At 72.5% G+C, this 17,385-nt stretch carries 11 protein-coding genes; 3 read left to right on the forward strand and 8 right to left on the reverse strand.

Annotated elements, in window-relative coordinates:
* Positions 1 to 143: 143 nt before the first annotated feature.
* Both ACFWPI_RS03630 and ACFWPI_RS03635 read right to left on the reverse strand, forming a co-directional pair.
* Positions 144 to 629: a ribose-5-phosphate isomerase gene (locus ACFWPI_RS03630; protein WP_063347575.1), complete on the reverse strand. Its 486-nt coding sequence runs from the start codon at positions 627 to 629 to the stop codon at positions 144 to 146.
* A 44-nt stretch (positions 630 to 673) separates the two neighbouring features.
* The gene (locus ACFWPI_RS03635; RefSeq protein WP_063347576.1) at positions 674 to 1,273 is read right to left on the reverse strand and encodes a biotin transporter BioY; all 600 of its coding nucleotides are present in this window, start codon (positions 1,271 to 1,273) and stop codon (positions 674 to 676) included.
* A gap of 277 nt (positions 1,274 to 1,550) precedes the next feature.
* Between ACFWPI_RS03635 and ACFWPI_RS03640 the strand changes: the two genes are divergently transcribed.
* Positions 1,551 to 2,966 carry an amino acid permease gene (locus ACFWPI_RS03640; protein WP_063347577.1) on the forward strand — a complete coding sequence of 472 codons (1,416 nt, stop codon included), beginning with the start codon at positions 1,551 to 1,553 and terminating at the stop codon, positions 2,964 to 2,966.
* A gap of 63 nt (positions 2,967 to 3,029) precedes the next feature.
* On the opposite strand, the gene ACFWPI_RS03645 is transcribed toward ACFWPI_RS03640, so the two are convergent.
* Positions 3,030 to 3,662, reverse strand: coding sequence for a DsbA family protein (locus tag ACFWPI_RS03645; RefSeq protein WP_380336936.1), 633 nt, complete (start codon positions 3,660 to 3,662; stop codon positions 3,030 to 3,032).
* 225 nt (positions 3,663 to 3,887) lie between these two features.
* Here ACFWPI_RS03645 and pepN point away from each other — a divergent pair, with 225 nt between their 5' ends.
* Positions 3,888 to 6,452, forward strand: a complete 2,565-nt coding sequence (gene pepN / locus ACFWPI_RS03650) for an aminopeptidase N (RefSeq protein WP_380371230.1) — start codon at positions 3,888 to 3,890, stop codon at positions 6,450 to 6,452.
* A gap of 75 nt (positions 6,453 to 6,527) precedes the next feature.
* On the opposite strand, the gene ACFWPI_RS03655 is transcribed toward pepN, so the two are convergent.
* Both ACFWPI_RS03655 and acnA read right to left on the reverse strand, forming a co-directional pair.
* The gene (locus tag ACFWPI_RS03655) at positions 6,528 to 7,853 is read right to left on the reverse strand and encodes a glycoside hydrolase family 18 protein (RefSeq protein WP_380371228.1); all 1,326 of its coding nucleotides are present in this window, start codon (positions 7,851 to 7,853) and stop codon (positions 6,528 to 6,530) included.
* Between the two features lie 186 nt (positions 7,854 to 8,039).
* A complete protein-coding gene (gene acnA, locus ACFWPI_RS03660; protein ID WP_063347581.1) occupies positions 8,040 to 10,685 on the reverse strand; it encodes an aconitate hydratase AcnA in 2,646 nt (881 codons plus the stop codon).
* Between the two features lie 470 nt (positions 10,686 to 11,155).
* Here acnA and ACFWPI_RS03665 point away from each other — a divergent pair, with 470 nt between their 5' ends.
* A complete protein-coding gene (locus ACFWPI_RS03665; RefSeq protein WP_380371224.1) occupies positions 11,156 to 11,743 on the forward strand; it encodes a superoxide dismutase family protein in 588 nt (195 codons plus the stop codon).
* A 9-nt stretch (positions 11,744 to 11,752) separates the two neighbouring features.
* On the opposite strand, the gene argF is transcribed toward ACFWPI_RS03665, so the two are convergent.
* From argF to ACFWPI_RS03680, 3 genes are all read right to left on the reverse strand, one after another.
* Entirely contained in the window at positions 11,753 to 12,754 is a 1,002-nt protein-coding gene (gene argF, locus ACFWPI_RS03670) for an ornithine carbamoyltransferase (RefSeq protein ID WP_380371221.1), read from the reverse strand.
* Between the two features lie 196 nt (positions 12,755 to 12,950).
* A complete protein-coding gene (locus ACFWPI_RS03675) occupies positions 12,951 to 15,668 on the reverse strand; it encodes a polynucleotide kinase-phosphatase (protein ID WP_380371218.1) in 2,718 nt (905 codons plus the stop codon).
* On the reverse strand, positions 15,665 to 17,278 hold the full coding sequence (locus tag ACFWPI_RS03680) for a 3' terminal RNA ribose 2'-O-methyltransferase Hen1 (RefSeq protein ID WP_380371287.1): 1,614 nt from the start codon (positions 17,276 to 17,278) through the stop codon (positions 15,665 to 15,667). The genes ACFWPI_RS03675 and ACFWPI_RS03680 overlap by 4 nt, the downstream gene beginning before the upstream one ends.
* Between the last annotated feature and the right edge of the window lie 107 nt (positions 17,279 to 17,385).

Below are 17,385 nucleotides of genomic sequence, written 5' to 3' on the forward strand. Positions count from 1 at the left end.
GGGGGCCCCCCGCCCCCGCGCCCCCCGGTCGGGGGGGCCCGGCGCCTTTGCGCTCTACCCCCCGCCGGGGGGGGGGGGGGGGGGGGGGGCCGGGGGGGGGGGGGGGGCGCGCCCCCCCACGGGGGGGTGGACGGGGGGAGGGATCAGCCCTGCGGGTGGTGGGCCGGGATCGGCGGGAGCTCGCCGGTGGTCTCGTACTCGCTCAGCATCTCGATCCGGCGGGTGTGCCGCGGCTCGCCGCTGTAGGGGGTGTTGAGGAAGACCTCGACGAACTTGGTGGCCTCCTCCAGCGTGTGCATGCGGCCGCCGACGGAGACCACGTTGGCGTTGTTGTGCTCGCGGCCGAGCCCGGCGGTCTGCTCGCTCCAGGCCAGCGCCGCCCGCACGCCCTTGACCTTGTTGGCGGCGATCGCCTCACCGTTGCCCGAGCCGCCGATGACGACGCCCAGCGCCTCCGGGTCGGCGGCGGTGCGCTCGGCGGCGCGCAGGCAGAACGGCGGATAGTCGTCCTCGGCGTCGTAGATGTGCGGCCCGCAGTCGACCGGCTCGTGGCCGGCCTCCTTGAGCCACTCCACGAGGTGGTTCTTCAGTTCGTATCCGGCATGGTCTGAGCCCAGGTACACGCGCATGCCATGAGTGTGGCATGCGCGTGCGCCCGGGCCCGGCAGGGGGCTCACCGCTTCGCGGCGAGCTTCCAGACCAGCGGCAGGGCCCCGGCGGCGAGGACGGCCTTCAGGGCGTCGCCGACCAGGTACGGGTAGAGGCCGAGCTCGGCCGCCCGGGCGAGCGGGACGTGCAGCGACAGGGCCAGGTACGGGACGCCGACCGCGTAGATGGCGAGGCTGCCGAGGACCATGGTGACGGCGGTGTTCACCGGGCTCCGGTCGGCACCGCGGCGGGCCAGCTCGCCGGTCAGGCCGGCCGCCAGGACGAAGCCGAGCACGTAGCCGAGCGAGGGCATCGTCCAGCCGGAGGTGCCCTCGGCGAACCAGGGCATCCCCGCCAGGCCGGCCAGCAGGTAGAGGGCGAGCGAGGCGATGCCGCGGCGGGCGCCGAGCGCGGTGCCGACCAGCAGGGCGGCGAAGGTCTGGCCGGTGACCGGCACCGGCGAGCCGGGGACGTTCACCGACAGCTGGGCGGCCACGCCGGTCAGGGCGGCGCCGCCGGCCACCAGGGCCAGGTCGCGGGCCTGGGCGCCGAGGCGGGTGGTGGCGGCGGGCAGCAGGTCGGCGAGGACGGCGCGGCGCGGTATCGGGGTGGTGGCAGTGGCCATCGGGGGTCTCCTGTGGGGTGCTCAGGTGAGTGAACACCTGTGAACCTACGTGGTGATCCACTACGCCACCGCCACGGTTTCGGACAAAGCCCCGCCCTCGGCCGTTGTCGGAACCGGCCCATTTCAGCCCATAACGACGCTGTGTCACCGGTCGACCCCGCCTCGTCACCGCGTGGTCCGCATGGTGGGCCCGAGGTCCCCGCTCTTGGCATGAACAGAGGTGTCGCCGGATATTGGACAGCTCATGCCGCATTCCGCACAGTCTGGATCCAGCCCTATGGCCCCCACCTCCGCGCCCAAGGCGTCCGGGACCACCGACGCCGACGGTGCCCCGGCCACCGGCCAGCAGCTCGCGCACGGCCTCAAGCAGCGCCACCTGTCGATGATCGCGCTGGGCGGGGTGATCGGCGCGGGCCTGTTCGTCGGCTCCGGCGCCGGCATCGCGGCCGCCGGTCCGGCGATCATCCTGGCGTTCACCCTCTCCGGCCTGCTGGTCATGCTGATCATGCGGATGCTCGGCGAGATGTCGGCCGCCCGCCCCGCCTCCGGATCGTTCTCGGTGCACGCCGAGAAGGAGATCGGCCCCTGGGCCGGGATCACGGCCGGCTGGATGTACTGGGTGATGCTCTGCTGCGGCGTCGCCGCCGAGGCCACCGCCGCCGGGAAGATCGTCAACGGCTGGGTGCCGGGCGTCTCCTCCTGGGTCTGGGTCGGCCTGTTCATGGTCTTCTTCTGCGCCAGCAACCTGACCGCGGTGAAGAACTTCGGCGAGTTCGAGTTCTGGTTCGCCGCCATCAAGGTCGCCGCGATCATCGCCTTCCTGGTCCTCGGCGGCCTCGGCATCGCCGGGGTGATCGGCCCCGGCGCCCCCGGCACGACCAACCTGACCGGCCAGGGCGGCTTCCTGCCCACCGGGGTCAGCGGGCTGATCGTCGGCCTACTCGCCTCCGTCTTCGCCTACGGCGGGCTGGAGACCGTCACCATCGCCGCCGCCGAGTCCGACGACCCCCGCAAGAACGTCGCCAACGCGGTGCGCACGGCGGTGTGGCGGATCGCGATCTTCTACATCGGCTCGATGGCCCTGGTCGTCACCCTGGTCTCCTGGAAGGACCCGGCGGTGGTCACCGACGGCCCGTACGTCACCGTGCTGCGGCACCTCGGGGTGACCGGCGCCGGGACGATCATGGAGGTGGTGGTGCTGATCGCGCTGCTCTCCGCGATGAACGCCAACATCTACGGCGCCTCCCGGATGGCGTACTCGCTGGTCGGCCGCGGCCAGGGCCCCCGGGCGCTGGCCAAGGTCTCCGGCGGGGTGCCGCGCCGGGCCGTGCTGGCCTCCTGCCTGTTCGGCTTCGGCGCCGTGCTGGCCGCCAAGTTCTGGCCGGAGACCGTCTTCACCTGGCTGATGAACACCACCGGCGTGGCCATCCTGGTCGTCTGGCTGTTCATCTGCCTCGTCCAGCTGCGGATGCGCCGCCGGCTGGAGCGCGAGGCGCCCGAACTGCTCACCGTGAAGATGTGGGGCTACCCGTACCTGACCTGGATCGCGATGGCCGCCGTGGCCGGCATCCTCGCCCTGATGACCACCACCGAGGGCAACCGGCAGCAGCTGTACGCGGCCGGGGTGCTGGTCGCGCTGCTGAGCGCCGCCGGCCTGGTCAAGCAGCGGCGGGACGCGGCCGCCGCCCGCTGACCCCGGAACGCACGAGGGCCCGGTACCGCCAGCCGCGGTACCGGGCCCTTCACGCGCCCCGCGCTACTCGAAGGACGGGCCCGCCGTACGGGTCCGCTTGATCTCGTAGAAGCCCGGGGTGGAGGCCACCAGCAGGGTGCCGTCCCAGAGCCGGGCCGCGGCCTCGCCCTTCGGGGCCGGGGTGACCACCGGGCCGAAGAAGGCGACCCGCTCGCCGTCCACGCCCTCCACCGCGATCACCGGGGTGCCGACGTCCTCGCCGACCAGGGTGATGCCCTCCTTGTGCGAGGCGCGCAGGGCCTCGTCGTACGCGTCCGTGTCGGCCGCGTCCGCCAGCTCCGCGGGCAGCCCGGCGGCCACCAGCGCCGCCTCGACCGTCTCCCGGTTCTGCGGCAGGCCCTGGTTGTGGAAGCGCAGGCCCAGCTCGGTGTAGAGCCGGCCCAGCACCTCGTCGCCGTGCTGCCGGGCGGCCGCTATGCACACCCGCACCGCGCCCCAGGCGTTGTCCAGCAGCTCGCGGTAGTTCTCCGGGAGGTCGCGGTCCTCGTTCAGCACCGACAGGCTCATCACGTGCCAGTTCACGTCCACCGGACGCAGCTGCTGCACCTCGATCAGCCAGCGGGACGTCATCCACGCCCACGGGCAGGCCGGGTCGAACCAGAAGTCGGCGGTCTTGCGCTCAGCGGCAGTCGTCACGGCTGTCGTCCTTCGTGAGGTGATGACGAGGCAGGCAGGCGTGCCACCCCGACCCGTCAACACCCGCCCGCCGCCGCTGATTCCGGCCCCGCCGGGACGGCCTGTGCAATGGTACCGGCGAGGGAGGGCGTGAAAGGATGCCCCTGCGGAGCGCGGCACACCGCGCGCCGAGACCGCACCACCCACAGACGCACCACCGTGCGAGCCGGACAAAGGAGTACCGCCGTGCCGGGCAAGAACCTGAGCCGCGACGAAGCGCAGCAGCGGGCCAGCATCCTGGCCGTGGAGGGCTACCAGGTCCGGCTGGACGTGACCTCCGCCCCCGATCCGGCGGCCGCCACCTTCCGTTCCACCACCACCGTCACGTTCCGCTGCTCCCGGCCCGGCGCCGCCACCTTCCTCGACCTGCTCGCCCCCGCCGTCCACGCCGTCACCCTCAACGGCCGCGCGATCGACCCGGCCACCGCCTACGACGGCGCCCGGGTGCACGTCGACGGCCTCGCCGCCGAGAACGTCCTCACCGTCGAGGCGGACTGCGCCTACAGCCGCACCGGCGAGGGCCTGCACCGCTTCACCGACCCGGTGGACGGCGAGACGTACCTCTACACCCACTACGAGCCGGCCGACGCCCGCCGGGTCTTCGCGACCTTCGAACAGCCCGACCTGAAGGCCCCGTTCGGCTTCACCGTCACCGCCCCCGCCGCCTGGGACGTCTGGTCCAACGCCGTCCACGACAAGGTCACCGAGGAAGGCGCCGCCCGCACCTGGGAGTTCGCGCCGACCCAGCCGATCTCCAGCTACCTCACCGCCGTCGTGGCCGGCCCCTACCACGTCGCCCGCGACCACTACAGCCGCGAACTCGCCGACGGCACCACCCTGGAGATCCCGCTCTCCGCGATGTGCCGCAAGTCCCTCGCCCAGTACTTCGACGCGGACGAGATCCTCGGCGTCACCAAGCTCGGACTCGACTTCTTCCACGAGGAGTTCGACTACCCGTACCCCTTCGGCAAGTACGACCAGGCGTTCGTCCCCGAGTACAACATCGGCGCCATGGAGAACCCCGGCTGCGTCACCTTCCGCGAGGAGTTCGTCTTCCGCTCGAAGGTCACCGACGCCGCCTACGAGGGCCGCGCCAACGTCATCCTGCACGAGATGGCGCACATGTGGTTCGGCGACCTGGTCACCATGCGCTGGTGGGACGACCTGTGGCTGAAGGAGTCCTTCGCCGACTTCATGGGCTCCTACGGCCTGATCGGCGCCCGCACCCGGTACTCCTCCGCCTGGGTCACCTTCGCCAACCAGCGCAAGGCCTGGGCCTACCGGCAGGACCAGCTCCCCACCACCCACCCGATCACCGCCGACATCCGCGACCTCGAGGACGCCAAGCTCAACTTCGACGGCATCACCTACGCCAAGGGCGCCGCCGTCCTCAAGCAGCTGGTCGCCTACGTCGGCTCCGAGGCCTTCTTCGAGGGCGCCCGCCGCTACTTCAAGCGCCACGCCTTCGGCAACACCGAACTCGGCGACCTGCTGGACGTCCTGGAGGAGACCAGCGGCCGCGACCTCAAGGCCTGGGCCGCCGCCTGGCTGCAGACCGCCGGGGTCGACTCGCTCACCCCGCAGGTGACCACCGACGCCGAGGGCCGGATCACCGAACTCGCCGTCCTCCAGGACGGGACGGTGCTGCGCCCGCACCGGATCGCGATCGGCCTCTACGACCGGGACGCCGACGGCTCCCTGGTGCGCACCGAGCGGATCGAGCTCGACGTCACCGGCAACCGCACCGTCGTCGCCGAGGCCGCCGGCCGCCCCCGCCCCGCGCTGGTGCTGCTCAACGACGACGACCTCACCTACTGCAAGATCCGCTTCGACTCCGAGTCCCTGGAGACCCTGCGCACCGGCCTCGGCGACATCCACGACGAGCTGGCCCGGGCACTCGCCTGGTCCGCCGTCTGGAACCTCACCCGGGACGGCCTGATGCCGGCCCGCGACTACGTCACCCTGGTGCTGCGCTTCGCCGGCCAGGAGGGCAACATCGGCGTGCTGCAGTCGCTGCACGCCCAGGCCAAGACCGCCGTCGACCTGTACGCCGACCCGGCCTGGCGCGGCGAGGGCGGCCGCCAGCTGGCCGACGGCGCCCTGCGCGAACTGCGCGAGGCCGTCCCCGGCAGCGACCACCAGCTGGCCTGGGCCCGCTTCCTCGCCCAGACCGCGGGCGGCGCCGAGCACCTCGGCCTGGTCCGCGGCCTGCTGGCCGGCAGCGCCCGGATCGACGGCCTGGACGTCGACCAGGAACTGCGCTGGTCGCTGTGGCTGGCGCTGGCCGCCGCCGGCCAGGCCGGCGACGAGGAACTGGCCGGGGAGCTGGCCGCCGACAACACCGCCAGCGGCAAGCGCCAGTACACCCAGTGCCTGGCCGCCCGGCCCACCGCGGAGGCCAAGGCCGCCGCCTGGTCGGCCGTGGTCGACTCCGACGAACTGCCGAACGCCCTGGTCGAGGCCCAGATCGCGGGCTTCGCACTGCCCGCCCACCGCGACCTGACCGCGCTCTACGCGGCGCCCTACTTCAAGCTGCTGGAACGGGTCTGGGCCGAGCGGACCATCGAGATCGCGATGCGGATCGTCAGCGGGTTCTTCCCGCGCGCGCAGACCAGCGAGCAGACCCTGGCCGAGGCCGACGCCTGGCTGGACGGCCACCCGCAGGCCGCGCCGGCGCTGCGCCGCCTGGTCCTGGAGTGCCGCGACGACCTGGCCCGCGCGCTGCGGGCGCAGGCCTGCGACCGGGCCTGACACAGGCGTGAAGGGGCCCGCCGTGCGGACACGGCGGGCCCCTTTCGCGTCGGGGCGCCCCTTCGCGTCGGGGCGTCAGTCGCGGCGCAGGCCGCGGTCCAGGGCGGCGATCGCGCTGCCCTGGGCGTCGTCGCCGTCCAGCGACCAGACCATCACGCCGCCCAGGTCGTTCCAGCGCACGTACCGCGCCTTCTGGGTGAGCACCTCGGCGGTGTCGTAGCTGTAGAAGGTGGTGCCGTCGTACTTCCAGGACGCGCCGTGGTCGCGGTCCACGTACACCTTGCCGGGCAGCGCGTTGACCTCCCGGTAGGAGAGGTCGGGGGCGGTGGCGGTGGCGCTCTGATAGAGGCCCCCGCGCTTGCCGGGCGCGACGCCCGTCCAGCCGTGGCCGTACAGCGGGGCGCCGAGCACGATCTGCTCGGCGGGCAGGCCGCGCTCCTGGTAGTGGTCGACGGCCGTGTCGGCGCTGCGCCGGCGGGCGTCGGGGTCGGCCGGGTCGGAGTAGAGGTTGGCCTGGTGGTTGGCCGGGCCCTTGCCCTCCCAGGGGCCGTGCAGGTCGTAGGTCATCAGGTTGAGCCAGTCCACCGACTCGCTCAGCTCGGGCAGTTCGAGCCGGTCGGCGACGGTCTCGTTGGCGGCGACGGCGGCGGTCAGCAGGTAGTGCCGGCCCTTGTCGCCCTTCTTGCCGCCCTTCTTGCCGAAGTCGTCGAGCTGGCGGCGGAACTCCTGCATCAGCAGGGTGAAGTTGCGCCCGTCCTCGGGGCGGACCACGTTGCCCGCGTCCCCGCCACCGCCCGGGTACTCCCAGTCGATGTCGATGCCGTCGAAGACGCCCGCGGCCGCGCCGGCGCCGCCCTCCGGGGAGCCGGGCAGGACCGGCACGTCGCCCTTGAGGTAGAGGCCGATGCAGGAGGAGACGAACTTCTTGCGCGCGGCGTCGGTGGCGGCCGCGTCGGAGAAGTACTTGGACCAGCTCCAGCCGCCGAGCGAGATGACCGTGCGCAGCTGCGGGTTCTTCGCCTTGAGCTTGCGCAGCTGGTTGAAGTGGCCCTTCAGCTTCTGGCCCGGGGCGTCGGCCACGCCGTCGACCGACTCGGCGGCGGAGAAGGCGCGCTGGTAGTCGTTGCGGGCGTCGCCCTGGCCTGCGTCGTTGGTCTCGAAGCAGGTGCCGTCGGCGGAGACGTTGCCGAAGGCGTAGTTGACGACGGTGAGCTTCCCGGCCTGGCCGGAGTCCTGGACGCGCTTGGCGGAGCTGTCGGCGCCCCACTGGGTGAAGTAGCCGACCCGCTGGCCCTTCAGCTTCGGGCCGTGCCCGCCGTCGGCGGCGTTGGCGGTGGCGGGGGCGGCGAGCAGCGCGGCGACGGTGGCGGCGGCGAGCAGGGCTGAGGCGCGAGTGGGCATACCGGACCTGTTCTCTGAATGATCGTCAAATGGTCTGGACCAGATGGGATAGAGGTTTAGTCCATCGCGGCACACCGCACAAGGGGCAGGGCTCAGGAGAGGCAGCATGCAAAAGAGGCCGGACCGCGCGATGCGGTCCGGCCTCTCAGCCACCGGGGCGCTCAGCCCCCGGAACTAGAACTCGGTTCAGCCGATGAGCGAGCGCAGCACGTACTGCAGGATGCCGCCGTTGCGGTAGTAGTCCGCCTCACCGGGGGTGTCGATGCGGACGACCGCGTCGAACTCCTTGTCACCGGCCTTGACCTTGACGGTCTTCGGGGTGCGGCCCTCGTTGAGCTCGGTCACGCCGGTGAAGGAGAAGGTCTCCTCGCCGGTCAGGCCGAGGGACTCGGCGGTCTGACCCTCCGGGAACTGCAGCGGCAGGACGCCCATGCCGATCAGGTTCGAGCGGTGGATGCGCTCGTACGACTCGGCGATGACGGCCTTGACGCCCAGCAGCGCGGTGCCCTTGGCGGCCCAGTCGCGGGACGAGCCGGAGCCGTACTCCTTGCCGGCCAGGACGACCAGCGGGGTGCCGGCGGCCTGGTAGTTCTGCGAGGCGTCGTAGATGAACGACACCGGGCCGTCGGCCTGGGTGAAGTCGCGGGTGTAGCCGCCCTCGGTGCCCGGCGCGATCTGGTTGCGCAGACGGATGTTGGCGAAGGTGCCGCGGATCATCACCTCGTGGTTGCCGCGGCGCGAGCCGTAGGAGTTGAAGTCGCGCTTCTCGACACCGTTGGCGGTCAGGTACTGCGCCGCCGGGGTGCCCGGCTTGATGTTGCCGGCCGGGGAGATGTGGTCGGTGGTGACCGAGTCGCCCAGCTTGGCCAGGACACGGGCGCCGGCGATGTCGGTCACCGGGCTCGGGGTCTTGGCCATGCCCTCGAAGTACGGGGGCTTGCGGACGTAGGTGGACTCGGCGTCCCACTCGAAGGTGTTGCCGGTCGGGACCGGGAGCGACTGCCAGCGGTGGTCACCGGCGAAGACGTCCTGGTAGCCCTTGTCGAACATCGCCTCGTCGATGGAGCCGGCGACGGTGTCCGCCACCTCCCGCTCCGACGGCCAGATGTCGGCGAGGAAGACGTCGTTGCCGTCGGCGTCCTGGCCCAGGGCGTCGCGGGTGATGTCGATGTTCATGTTGCCGGCCAGGGCGTAGGCGACCACCAGCGGCGGCGAGGCCAGGTAGTTCATCTTCACGTCCGGGTTGATCCGGCCCTCGAAGTTGCGGTTGCCGGAGAGCACCGAGACGACCGCCAGGTCGGCCTCGTTGACGGCGGCCGAGACCTCCTCGGGCAGCGGGCCCGAGTTGCCGATGCAGGTGACGCAGCCGTAGCCGACCAGGTTGAAGCCCAGCTTCTCCATGTACGGAAGCAGGCCGGCCTTCTCGTAGTAGTCCATGACGACCTTGGACCCGGGGGCCAGGGTGGTCTTGACCCACGGCTTGACCGTGAGGCCCTTCTCCACGGCCTTCTTCGCCAGCAGGGCGGCGCCCAGCATGACGGAGGGGTTGGAGGTGTTGGTGCAGGAGGTGATCGAGGCGATCACGACCGCGCCGTTGTCGATCTCGTACGTCGACCCGTCGGGGGCGGTGACGGCGGTCGGCTTCGAGGCCTCGGCGGAGTAGGTCGGCAGCGCCTCGGCGAAGCGGGTGGCGGCCTCGGCCAGGACGACGCGGTCCTGCGGGCGCTTCGGGCCGGAGATCGACGGGACGACGGTGGAGACGTCCAGCTCCAGGTACTCGGAGAAGACCGGCTCGACCGACGGGTCGTGCCAGAGGCCCTGCTCCTTGGCGTACGCCTCGACCAGGGCGAGCTGCTGCTCGTCGCGGCCGGTGAGCTTGAGGTAGTTGATGGTCTCGGCGTCGATCGGGAAGATCGCGCAGGTCGAGCCGAACTCCGGCGACATGTTGCCGATGGTGGCGCGGTTGGCCAGCGGGATCGCGGAGACGCCCTCGCCGTAGAACTCGACGAACTTGCCGACCACACCGTGCTTGCGCAGCATCTCGGTGATGGTGAGCACCAGGTCGGTGGCGGTGGTGCCGGCCGGCAGCTGGCCGTTGAGCTTGAAGCCGACCACGCGCGGGATCAGCATGGAGACCGGCTGGCCCAGCATCGCGGCCTCGGCCTCGATGCCGCCGACGCCCCAGCCCAGCACGCCCAGGCCGTTGACCATGGTGGTGTGCGAGTCGGTGCCGACGCAGGTGTCCGGGTAGGCCTGGCCGCCGCGGACCATGATGGTGCGGGCCAGGTGCTCGATGTTCACCTGGTGGACGATGCCGGTGCCGGGCGGGACGACCTTGAACTCGTCGAAGGCGGTCTGGCCCCAGCGCAGGAACTGGTAGCGCTCCTTGTTGCGGCCGTACTCGATCTCGACGTTCTGGACGAAGGCGTCCGGGGTGCCGAACTTGTCGGCGATGACGGAGTGGTCGATGACCAGCTCGGCCGGGGCAAGCGGGTTGATCTTGGCCGGGTCGCCGCCCAGCTCCTTGACGGCCTCACGCATGGTGGCGAGGTCGACCACGCACGGCACACCGGTGAAGTCCTGCATGATCACGCGGGCCGGGGTGAACTGGATCTCCTGGCTCGGCTGGGCGCTGGCGTCCCAGTTGCCGAGCGCGCGGATGTGGTCGGCGGTGATGTTCGCGCCGTCCTCCGTGCGGAGCAGGTTCTCCAGCAGCACCTTGAGGCTGTACGGCAGCCGCTCGGAACCCTCGACGGCGGAGAGCTTGAAGATCTCGTACGACTCGTCGCCCACCTGCAGCGAGCTGCGGGCGTCGAAGCTGTTCGCGGACACGACTGACTCCTTCTGGGTGCTTCGTGCGGTATCCGGCCGCCACGGTGGTAAGGTCAGCCTTACTTAGGCTTACCTTGCCCGCATCGCCGGCGAGCTCCGCTCGGCAAGTATCTTGATGTCGAGATATATCCTATGGGGCAGTTATCTCGATGTCGAGATAAACCATAGTGCATGCCGTCACCTTCACCACCGCAGGCATGCCTAGGTCGGCAAAAGCGCAGGTCAGTGGCCATTTGGGCGGCGGCGGTCGGCAATCGCACCGCAGTCGGCCCGCCACTGGCCCACCACCGACTCGACATCGGCCCACCACCGGCTCACACCAGCTCACCACCGGAACCGCCGGTCGGCGACGGGACGAGCAGAGGCGCGCCCGCGCGGCCCGTGCGCCTCCGGGCCCGTTCGAGGGTGTCCGCCGGCGCCCGGCGCCGTTGAGCAGGGTGTCCGTCGCCCTGCCCCTGGAAGGCCCCTTGATGTCCGCTCCGCTCGCCGCCGCTCCGCTCGCCGCCGCACTGCTGCCGCTGGCCCTGCTCGCCCCCGCCGCCGCCTCGTCGGCCCCCGTCGCCCCGTCGGTCGCCGCTGCCTCGCCGGTCTCCGTCGTCGAGGCCGCCTTCGACCCCGCGACGGCCTTCGTCCCGCCGACCGCCGTCAGCTACGCGGACGACCTCGTACCGTACGGCGCGCACACCCGGATCGTCACCGACCGCTCCACCGCGGGGCGGACGGTGCTCACCATGACCGTCACCGGGCTCGCCCCCGACCACGAGTTCCCGGTCCACCTGCACACCGGCTCCTGCGGGGCCGACCCGGCCTCGTCCGGACCGCACTACCAGGACGCCGTGGACCCGGTGCAGCCGTCCACCGACCCGGCGTACGCCAACGGGCGCAACGAACTGCGGCTGGCGCTGCGCACCGACGAGCACGGCGAGGGCACCGCGACGGCCTCGGTGCCCTGGCAGCCGCGGCCGGGCGAGGCCCGCTCGCTGGTGATGCACGCGGGCACCCCGACCGGCCCGCACGCGGCGGGCGACCGGGCGGCCTGCGTCAAGCTGGAGAAGTGAGCTTCCGCCTCAGGAGCCGAGGGTGGCGACCAGGACCGCCTTGATGGTGTGCAGGCGGTTCTCGGCCTGGTCGAACACGACGGAGTGCGCCGACTCGAACAGCTCGTCGGTGCACTCCAGCTCGGTCATGCCGGTCGCCTCGTACATCTGCCGCCCGAGCACCGTGCCGAGGTCGTGGAACGCGGGCAGGCAGTGCAGGAACTTCACGGCCGGGTTGCCGGTGGCCCGGACGGTGTCCATCGACACCTGGTAGGGCTTGAGCAACTCGATCCGCTCGGCCCAGACCTCCTTGGGCTCGCCCATCGAGACCCAGACATCGGTGTAGAGGAAGTCCACGTCGGCCACGCCCTCGGCCACGTCCTCGGTGAGGGTGATCCGGGCGCCGGTCGCCTCGGCCAGCATCTCGGCTGCCTCCCGGACCTCCTCGACCGGCCAGAGGGAGCTCGGGGCGACGATCCGGACGTCCATGCCGAGCAGGGCGCCGGTGACCAGCAGCGAGTTGCCCATGTTGGAGCGGGCGTCGCCGAGGTACGCGAGGGCGGTCCCGGTCAGCGGCTTGGTGCTGTGCTCGGTGATGGTGAGGACGTCGGCCAGCATCTGGGTGGGGTGCCACTCGTCGGTGAGACCGTTCCAGACCGGGACGCCGGCGTTCGCCGCCAGCTCCTCGACGATCTCCTGGCCGTGGCCGCGGTACTCGATGCCGTCGAACATCCGGCCGAGCACCCGGGCGGTGTCCCGGATGGACTCCTTGTGGCCGATCTGCGAACCGGACGGGTCCAGGTAGGTGGTGGTGGCGCCCTGGTCGTGGGCGGCGACCTCGAAGGCGCAGCGGGTGCGGGTGGAGGTCTTCTCGAAGATCAGCGCGATGTTCTTCCCGCGCAGCCGGGGCTGCTCGGTGCCCGCATACTTGGCCGCCTTGAGTCCGGCGGCGAGGTCCACCAGGAAGCGGAACTCCTGGGGCGTGAAGTCGAGCTCCTTGAGGAAGTGCCTGTTCCGGAGGTTGAAGGCCATACCGGGCTCCTGGGATGACGGGGCGTACGGGAAAGTAGCAAGTCTATACGATGCTCGGAATTTCTATACACGACGGGGGTGGGAGAGGGGGAGCCCCGCCGCGGACTCCCCCTCGACACCCGACCGGCCTACAACCGTGAGCCCCCTCGACGCCCGGTCGGTCTAAAGGCGCGGGCACCCTCTGCGCCCGGCCGGCCTACAGGCGCGGATCGACCGGCTCGGACTCCAGCGCGAGCACCGCGAACACCGGCTCGTGCACCCGCCACAGCGGCTCGCCGGCCGCCAGCCGGTCCAGCGCCTCCAGGCCCAGCGCGTACTCGCGCAGCGCCAGCGAGCGCTTGTGGCCCAGCGACCGCTCGCGCAGCCGGTCCAGGTACTCGGTGTAGTCCGGGCCGTAGACGATCCGCAGGTATTCCCGGCCGCGCACCTTCACTCCCGGCTGCACCAACCCGCCCGGACGGCCCCCGCCCCGCTTCGTGCGCACCACCGAGGCCAGCGGTTTGACCACCATGCCCTCGCCGCCCGCCGCCGTCAGCTCCTCCCACCAGGCCGTGGCGGCCGCCACCGAGGCCTCGTCCTCGGTGTCCACCAGGAGGCGGCCGGTGCGGTGCAGGACCGGTGCCCGGCCGCCGTCCGCTTCGGACGCCGTCTCGGGCGCGGCTTCGCGTGCGGCTTCGCGTGCGGCTTCGGCCGGCGCTTCGTCGGCCGCGACCAGGCGGTCGATCCAGGCCAGGTGCTCGTCGTGCGGGCGCACCGCGAGGTTCGCCCCCTCGGCGGCCAGCACCTGGAACGGCGCCAGCCGCACGCCCGACAGCCCCTCGGTCGGCCAGCAGTACCGCCGGTACGCCTCGGTGAACGCCTGCGCGTCGGCCGCGCGCCGCTGCTGCTTGGCGGTCAGCTCCGCCAGGTCCAGCCCGCGACCGGCCGCCCGCTCCAGAGCCGCCAGCGCCTCCGGCAGGGCAGCGCCCGCCGCAGCGCCGACCGCCGCGTACTGGCGGCGCAGCAGTTCCACGGCCTTCAGCGACCAGGGCATCAGCTCGGCGTCCAACAGCAGCCAGCCGGTGCCCAGCTCGTCGAACAGCCCCGAGCGCTCGGCGGCCGCCCGTACCCGGCCCAGCAGGGCCGCGGTCAGGCCGTCGTCGGCGAGGAACGCCCGGCCCGTCCTGGTCCAGATCGCGCCCGGACCGGCCACGCCGAAGCGCCGCTCCAGCGCCGCGTCGTCCCGGGCGACCAGCACCACCGCGCGGGAGCCCATGTGCTTCTCCTCGCACACCAGGTGCCGCACGCCGTCCGCGCGGTAGGCGGCGAACGCCTCCTGCGGGTGCTCCAGGAAGCCGTCCCGGCGGGAGGCCGCGCTCGGCGCCATGGTCGGCGGCAGGTACGCCAGCAGCCGCGGGTCCAGCGCGAAGCGGCTCATCACCTCCAGCGCCGCCGCCGCGTTCTCCTCCCGGACGGCGACCCGCCCGTGCAGCCCGGTCTCGACGATCCGGCGGCCCGCCACGTCCGCGAGATCCAGCGGACGGCCCTCGCGGGCGCCCGGCGCGTCCGTGGCCAACGGGCGCACCGGCGCGTACCACTCCCGCTCGGCCGGCACGCTCACCAGCTCCCGCTCCGGGTAGCGCAGCGCCGTCAGGGTGCCGCCGAACACGCAACCGGTGTCCAGGCAGACGGTGTTGTTGACGAAGCTCGCCGACGGCACCGGTGTGTGGCCGTACACCACCAGCGCCTTGCCCCGGTACTCCTCCGCCCACGGGTAGCGCACCGGCAGGCCGTACTCGTCGGTCTCGCCGGTGGTCTCCCCGTACAGCGCGTGCGAGCGCACCCGGCCCGAGTTGCGGCCGTGGTAGCGCTCCGGCAGACCGGCGTGGCAGACCACCAGCGCGCCGCCGTCCAGCAGGTAGTGGCTCACCAGGCCGCGCATGAACTCCCGCACCTCGGCCCGGAACTCCTCGGACTCGCCGGCCAGCTGATCCAGCGACTCCTGCAGGCCGTAGGCGACGTTGACCTTCTTGCCGTCCAGCGCCCGGCCCAGCTTGTTCTCGTGGTTGCCCGGCACGCACAGCGCGTGCCCGGCCGCGACCATGCCCATCACCAGGCGCAGCACACCCGGCGTGTCCGGGCCGCGGTCGACCAGGTCACCGACGAACACGGCGGTACGGCCCGCCGGCGGCACCGCGTCCACCGGCCGGCCCCCGGCGTCCCGGGTCAGCGTGTAGCCGAGGCGGGTCAGCAGGGTCTCCAGCTCGGAGCGGCAGCCGTGGATGTCGCCGACGATGTCGAACGGGCCGGTCAGGTGACGCAGGTCGTTGTAGCGCTTCTCCAGCTCCACCTCGGCCGCCGCCACCTCGGCCGCGCCGCGCAGCACGTGCACCTTGCGGAAGCCCTCGCGCTCCAGGCCCCGCAGGGAACGGCGCAGCTCGCGGTGCTGGCGCGGGACGACGTGGGCCGGCAGCTGGCGGTCCGCGCGGGAGCGGTTGCGCTCGGCGCACACGCCCGGCGGGACGTCCAGCACGATCGCGATCGGCAGCACGTCGTGCTCGCGGGCGATCCGCACCAGCTGGTGGCGTGCCTCGGGCTGGACGTTGGTGGCGTCCACGACGGTCAGCCGGCCGGCCGCGAGGCGCTTGCCGACGATGTAGTGCAGGACGTCGAAGGCCTCGGCGGAGGCCGACTGGTCGTTCTCGTCGTCGGCGACCAGGCCGCGGCAGAAGTCGGAGGAGACGACCTGGGTGGGCAGGAAGTGGCGGCGGGCGAAGGTCGACTTGCCGGCGCCGCTGGTGCCGATCAGGACGACGAGGGAGACGTCGGTGACGGGGAGGCGGCGGGGGGCGGGGTGGTCCTGGGGCAGTTCCTGGTCGTGCTCCTGGTCCTGGTGCTGGTGCTGCTCGGGCGTCGGGGTCGCTTCGTCGGTCATCGGGATTCGCCTCCTTCGGGCGCCGGGTCGGTCGGGGTCTGGTCGGTCGGGGTCTGCGCGGTCCGGGTCTGGTCGGTCCGGGTGGTGCCGGTCGTGGTCTGCTCGGGCAAGGTCTGCTCGACAGGGCCGGTGCCGAGGCGGAACAGGGCCAGCTGGGTCGGCGCGCCGACCTCCCCGTCCTCCGGCCCCACCGGGCGCAGCACCACCGTGTAACCGAACGCGGCCGCGACCCGCTCGGCCCACGCGCGGAACTCGGCGCGCGACCACTCGAAGCGGTGGTCGGCGTGCCGGACAGCGCCCGCCGGCAGGCTCTCCCAACGGACGTTGTACTCGGCGTTCGGCGTGGTGACGACCACCGCCCCCGGCCGGGCCGCGCCGAACACCGCGTACTCCAGCGCGGGCAGCCTGGGCAGGTCCAGGTGCTCGACCACCTCGCACAGCACCGCCGCGTCGAAGCCCTTCAACCGGGTGTCCGTGTACGTCAGCGCACCCTGCGCCAGCGTCACCCGGGCCGCCTGCCGCTCCGGCATCCGATCCAGGCGCAATCCGCGGGCCGCCGCCTGCAACGCCCGCGCGGACACGTCCACGCCGAGCACCTCGGTGAACCGGGCGTCCTTCAGAAGTTCGCCGATCAACTCACCCCGGCCGCAGCCGAGATCGGCGACGCGGGCCGCGCCCACCTCCCGCAGGGCGGCGAGGATCGCGGCGCGGCGCTGCCCGGCGAGGGACGGCGGCCTGGGCTCCGATGTCGCCCCGGCGGCCTCCGCCTGCTCCTCCGGCCGGTCGTCGACCGCGTTGTCGACCTCCTCGGGCTCCCGGTCGTCCGCCTCCGCCAGCCGGGCCAGCTCCAGACGCTCCAGCGCCACCCGGGTCAGCGCCCGGCTCCGGGACAGGTAGCGGCGGGTGATCAGGGCGCGCTCCGGGTGGGCGGCCAGCCAGCCCTCGCCGGCGGCGAGCAGCTTGTCCACCTCGTCCGGGGCGACCCAGTAGTGCTTGGCGCCGTCCAGCACCGGCAGCAGCACGTACAGCTGCTGGAGCGCGTCGGCGAGCCGCACGGCGTCCGAGACCAGCGTGAGCCGCACGTACCGGGACTCGCCCCACTCCGGGAACGCCTCGTCCAGCGGGAGCGCCACCGCCTCGACCCGCCAGCCCAGCGGCTCGAACAGCCGGAGCGCCATCGCCGGGCCACCGCCCTCGCCCGCGCCGTTCGCGGGCACCGCGGGCAGCGTGATCCGCAGCGGGCGCGGGCGCTCCGCCAGCCCCGGCCGGGCCGGGCAGTCGCCCTTCATCGCGGACCGGAACACCGTCCGAAGCGCCACCGCGAGCAGCGAGGACGCCGCGTACGGGCGGTCGTTGACGTACTGGGCGAGCGCGAAGTCCGGCGAACCGCCGCGCCCCTTGCCCCGGCCCTTGCGGACCAGCGCGATCGGATCGACGTCCAGCAGCAGCGCCACCGTGCAGACGTCGCCGCCCGCATCGGGGTAGAAGACGTGCGCCTCGCCGTGCGACGTCGCGAACCGCTGGACCTTGCCCGGGTGCTTGTGCAGCAGGAAGCCGAGATCGGTGGCCGGGCCCTCGACGCTGCCGGTGGTGGAGATCGACATGAACACCTGCCCGAGTATCACCGAGCAAACCTCCGCTGAACACCGGGTTTCCCGGTGCGGCGGCCGTCCGCCGCGGCCCGCCGGCGGCCGTGTACGCACGGCGGGGGCCTGCC

Source organism: Kitasatospora sp. NPDC058492 (assembly GCF_042720685.1).
Classification (GTDB): Bacteria; Actinomycetota; Actinomycetes; order Streptomycetales; family Streptomycetaceae; genus Kitasatospora.

Coding starts and splice junctions, on each gene's coding strand:
- ACFWPI_RS03675 (WP_380371218.1), bottom strand. CDS start 15,668: ATGACCGACGAAGCGACCCCGACGCCCGAGCAGCACCAGCACCAGGAC.
- argF (WP_380371221.1), bottom strand. CDS start 12,754: ATGGCCTTCAACCTCCGGAACAGGCACTTCCTCAAGGAGCTCGACTTC.
- ACFWPI_RS03665 (WP_380371224.1), top strand. CDS start 11,156: ATGTCCGCTCCGCTCGCCGCCGCTCCGCTCGCCGCCGCACTGCTGCCG.
- ACFWPI_RS03630 (WP_063347575.1), bottom strand. CDS start 629: ATGCGCGTGTACCTGGGCTCAGACCATGCCGGATACGAACTGAAGAAC.
- ACFWPI_RS03640 (WP_063347577.1), top strand. CDS start 1,551: ATGGCCCCCACCTCCGCGCCCAAGGCGTCCGGGACCACCGACGCCGAC.
- ACFWPI_RS03655 (WP_380371228.1), bottom strand. CDS start 7,853: ATGCCCACTCGCGCCTCAGCCCTGCTCGCCGCCGCCACCGTCGCCGCG.
- ACFWPI_RS03635 (WP_063347576.1), bottom strand. CDS start 1,273: ATGGCCACTGCCACCACCCCGATACCGCGCCGCGCCGTCCTCGCCGAC.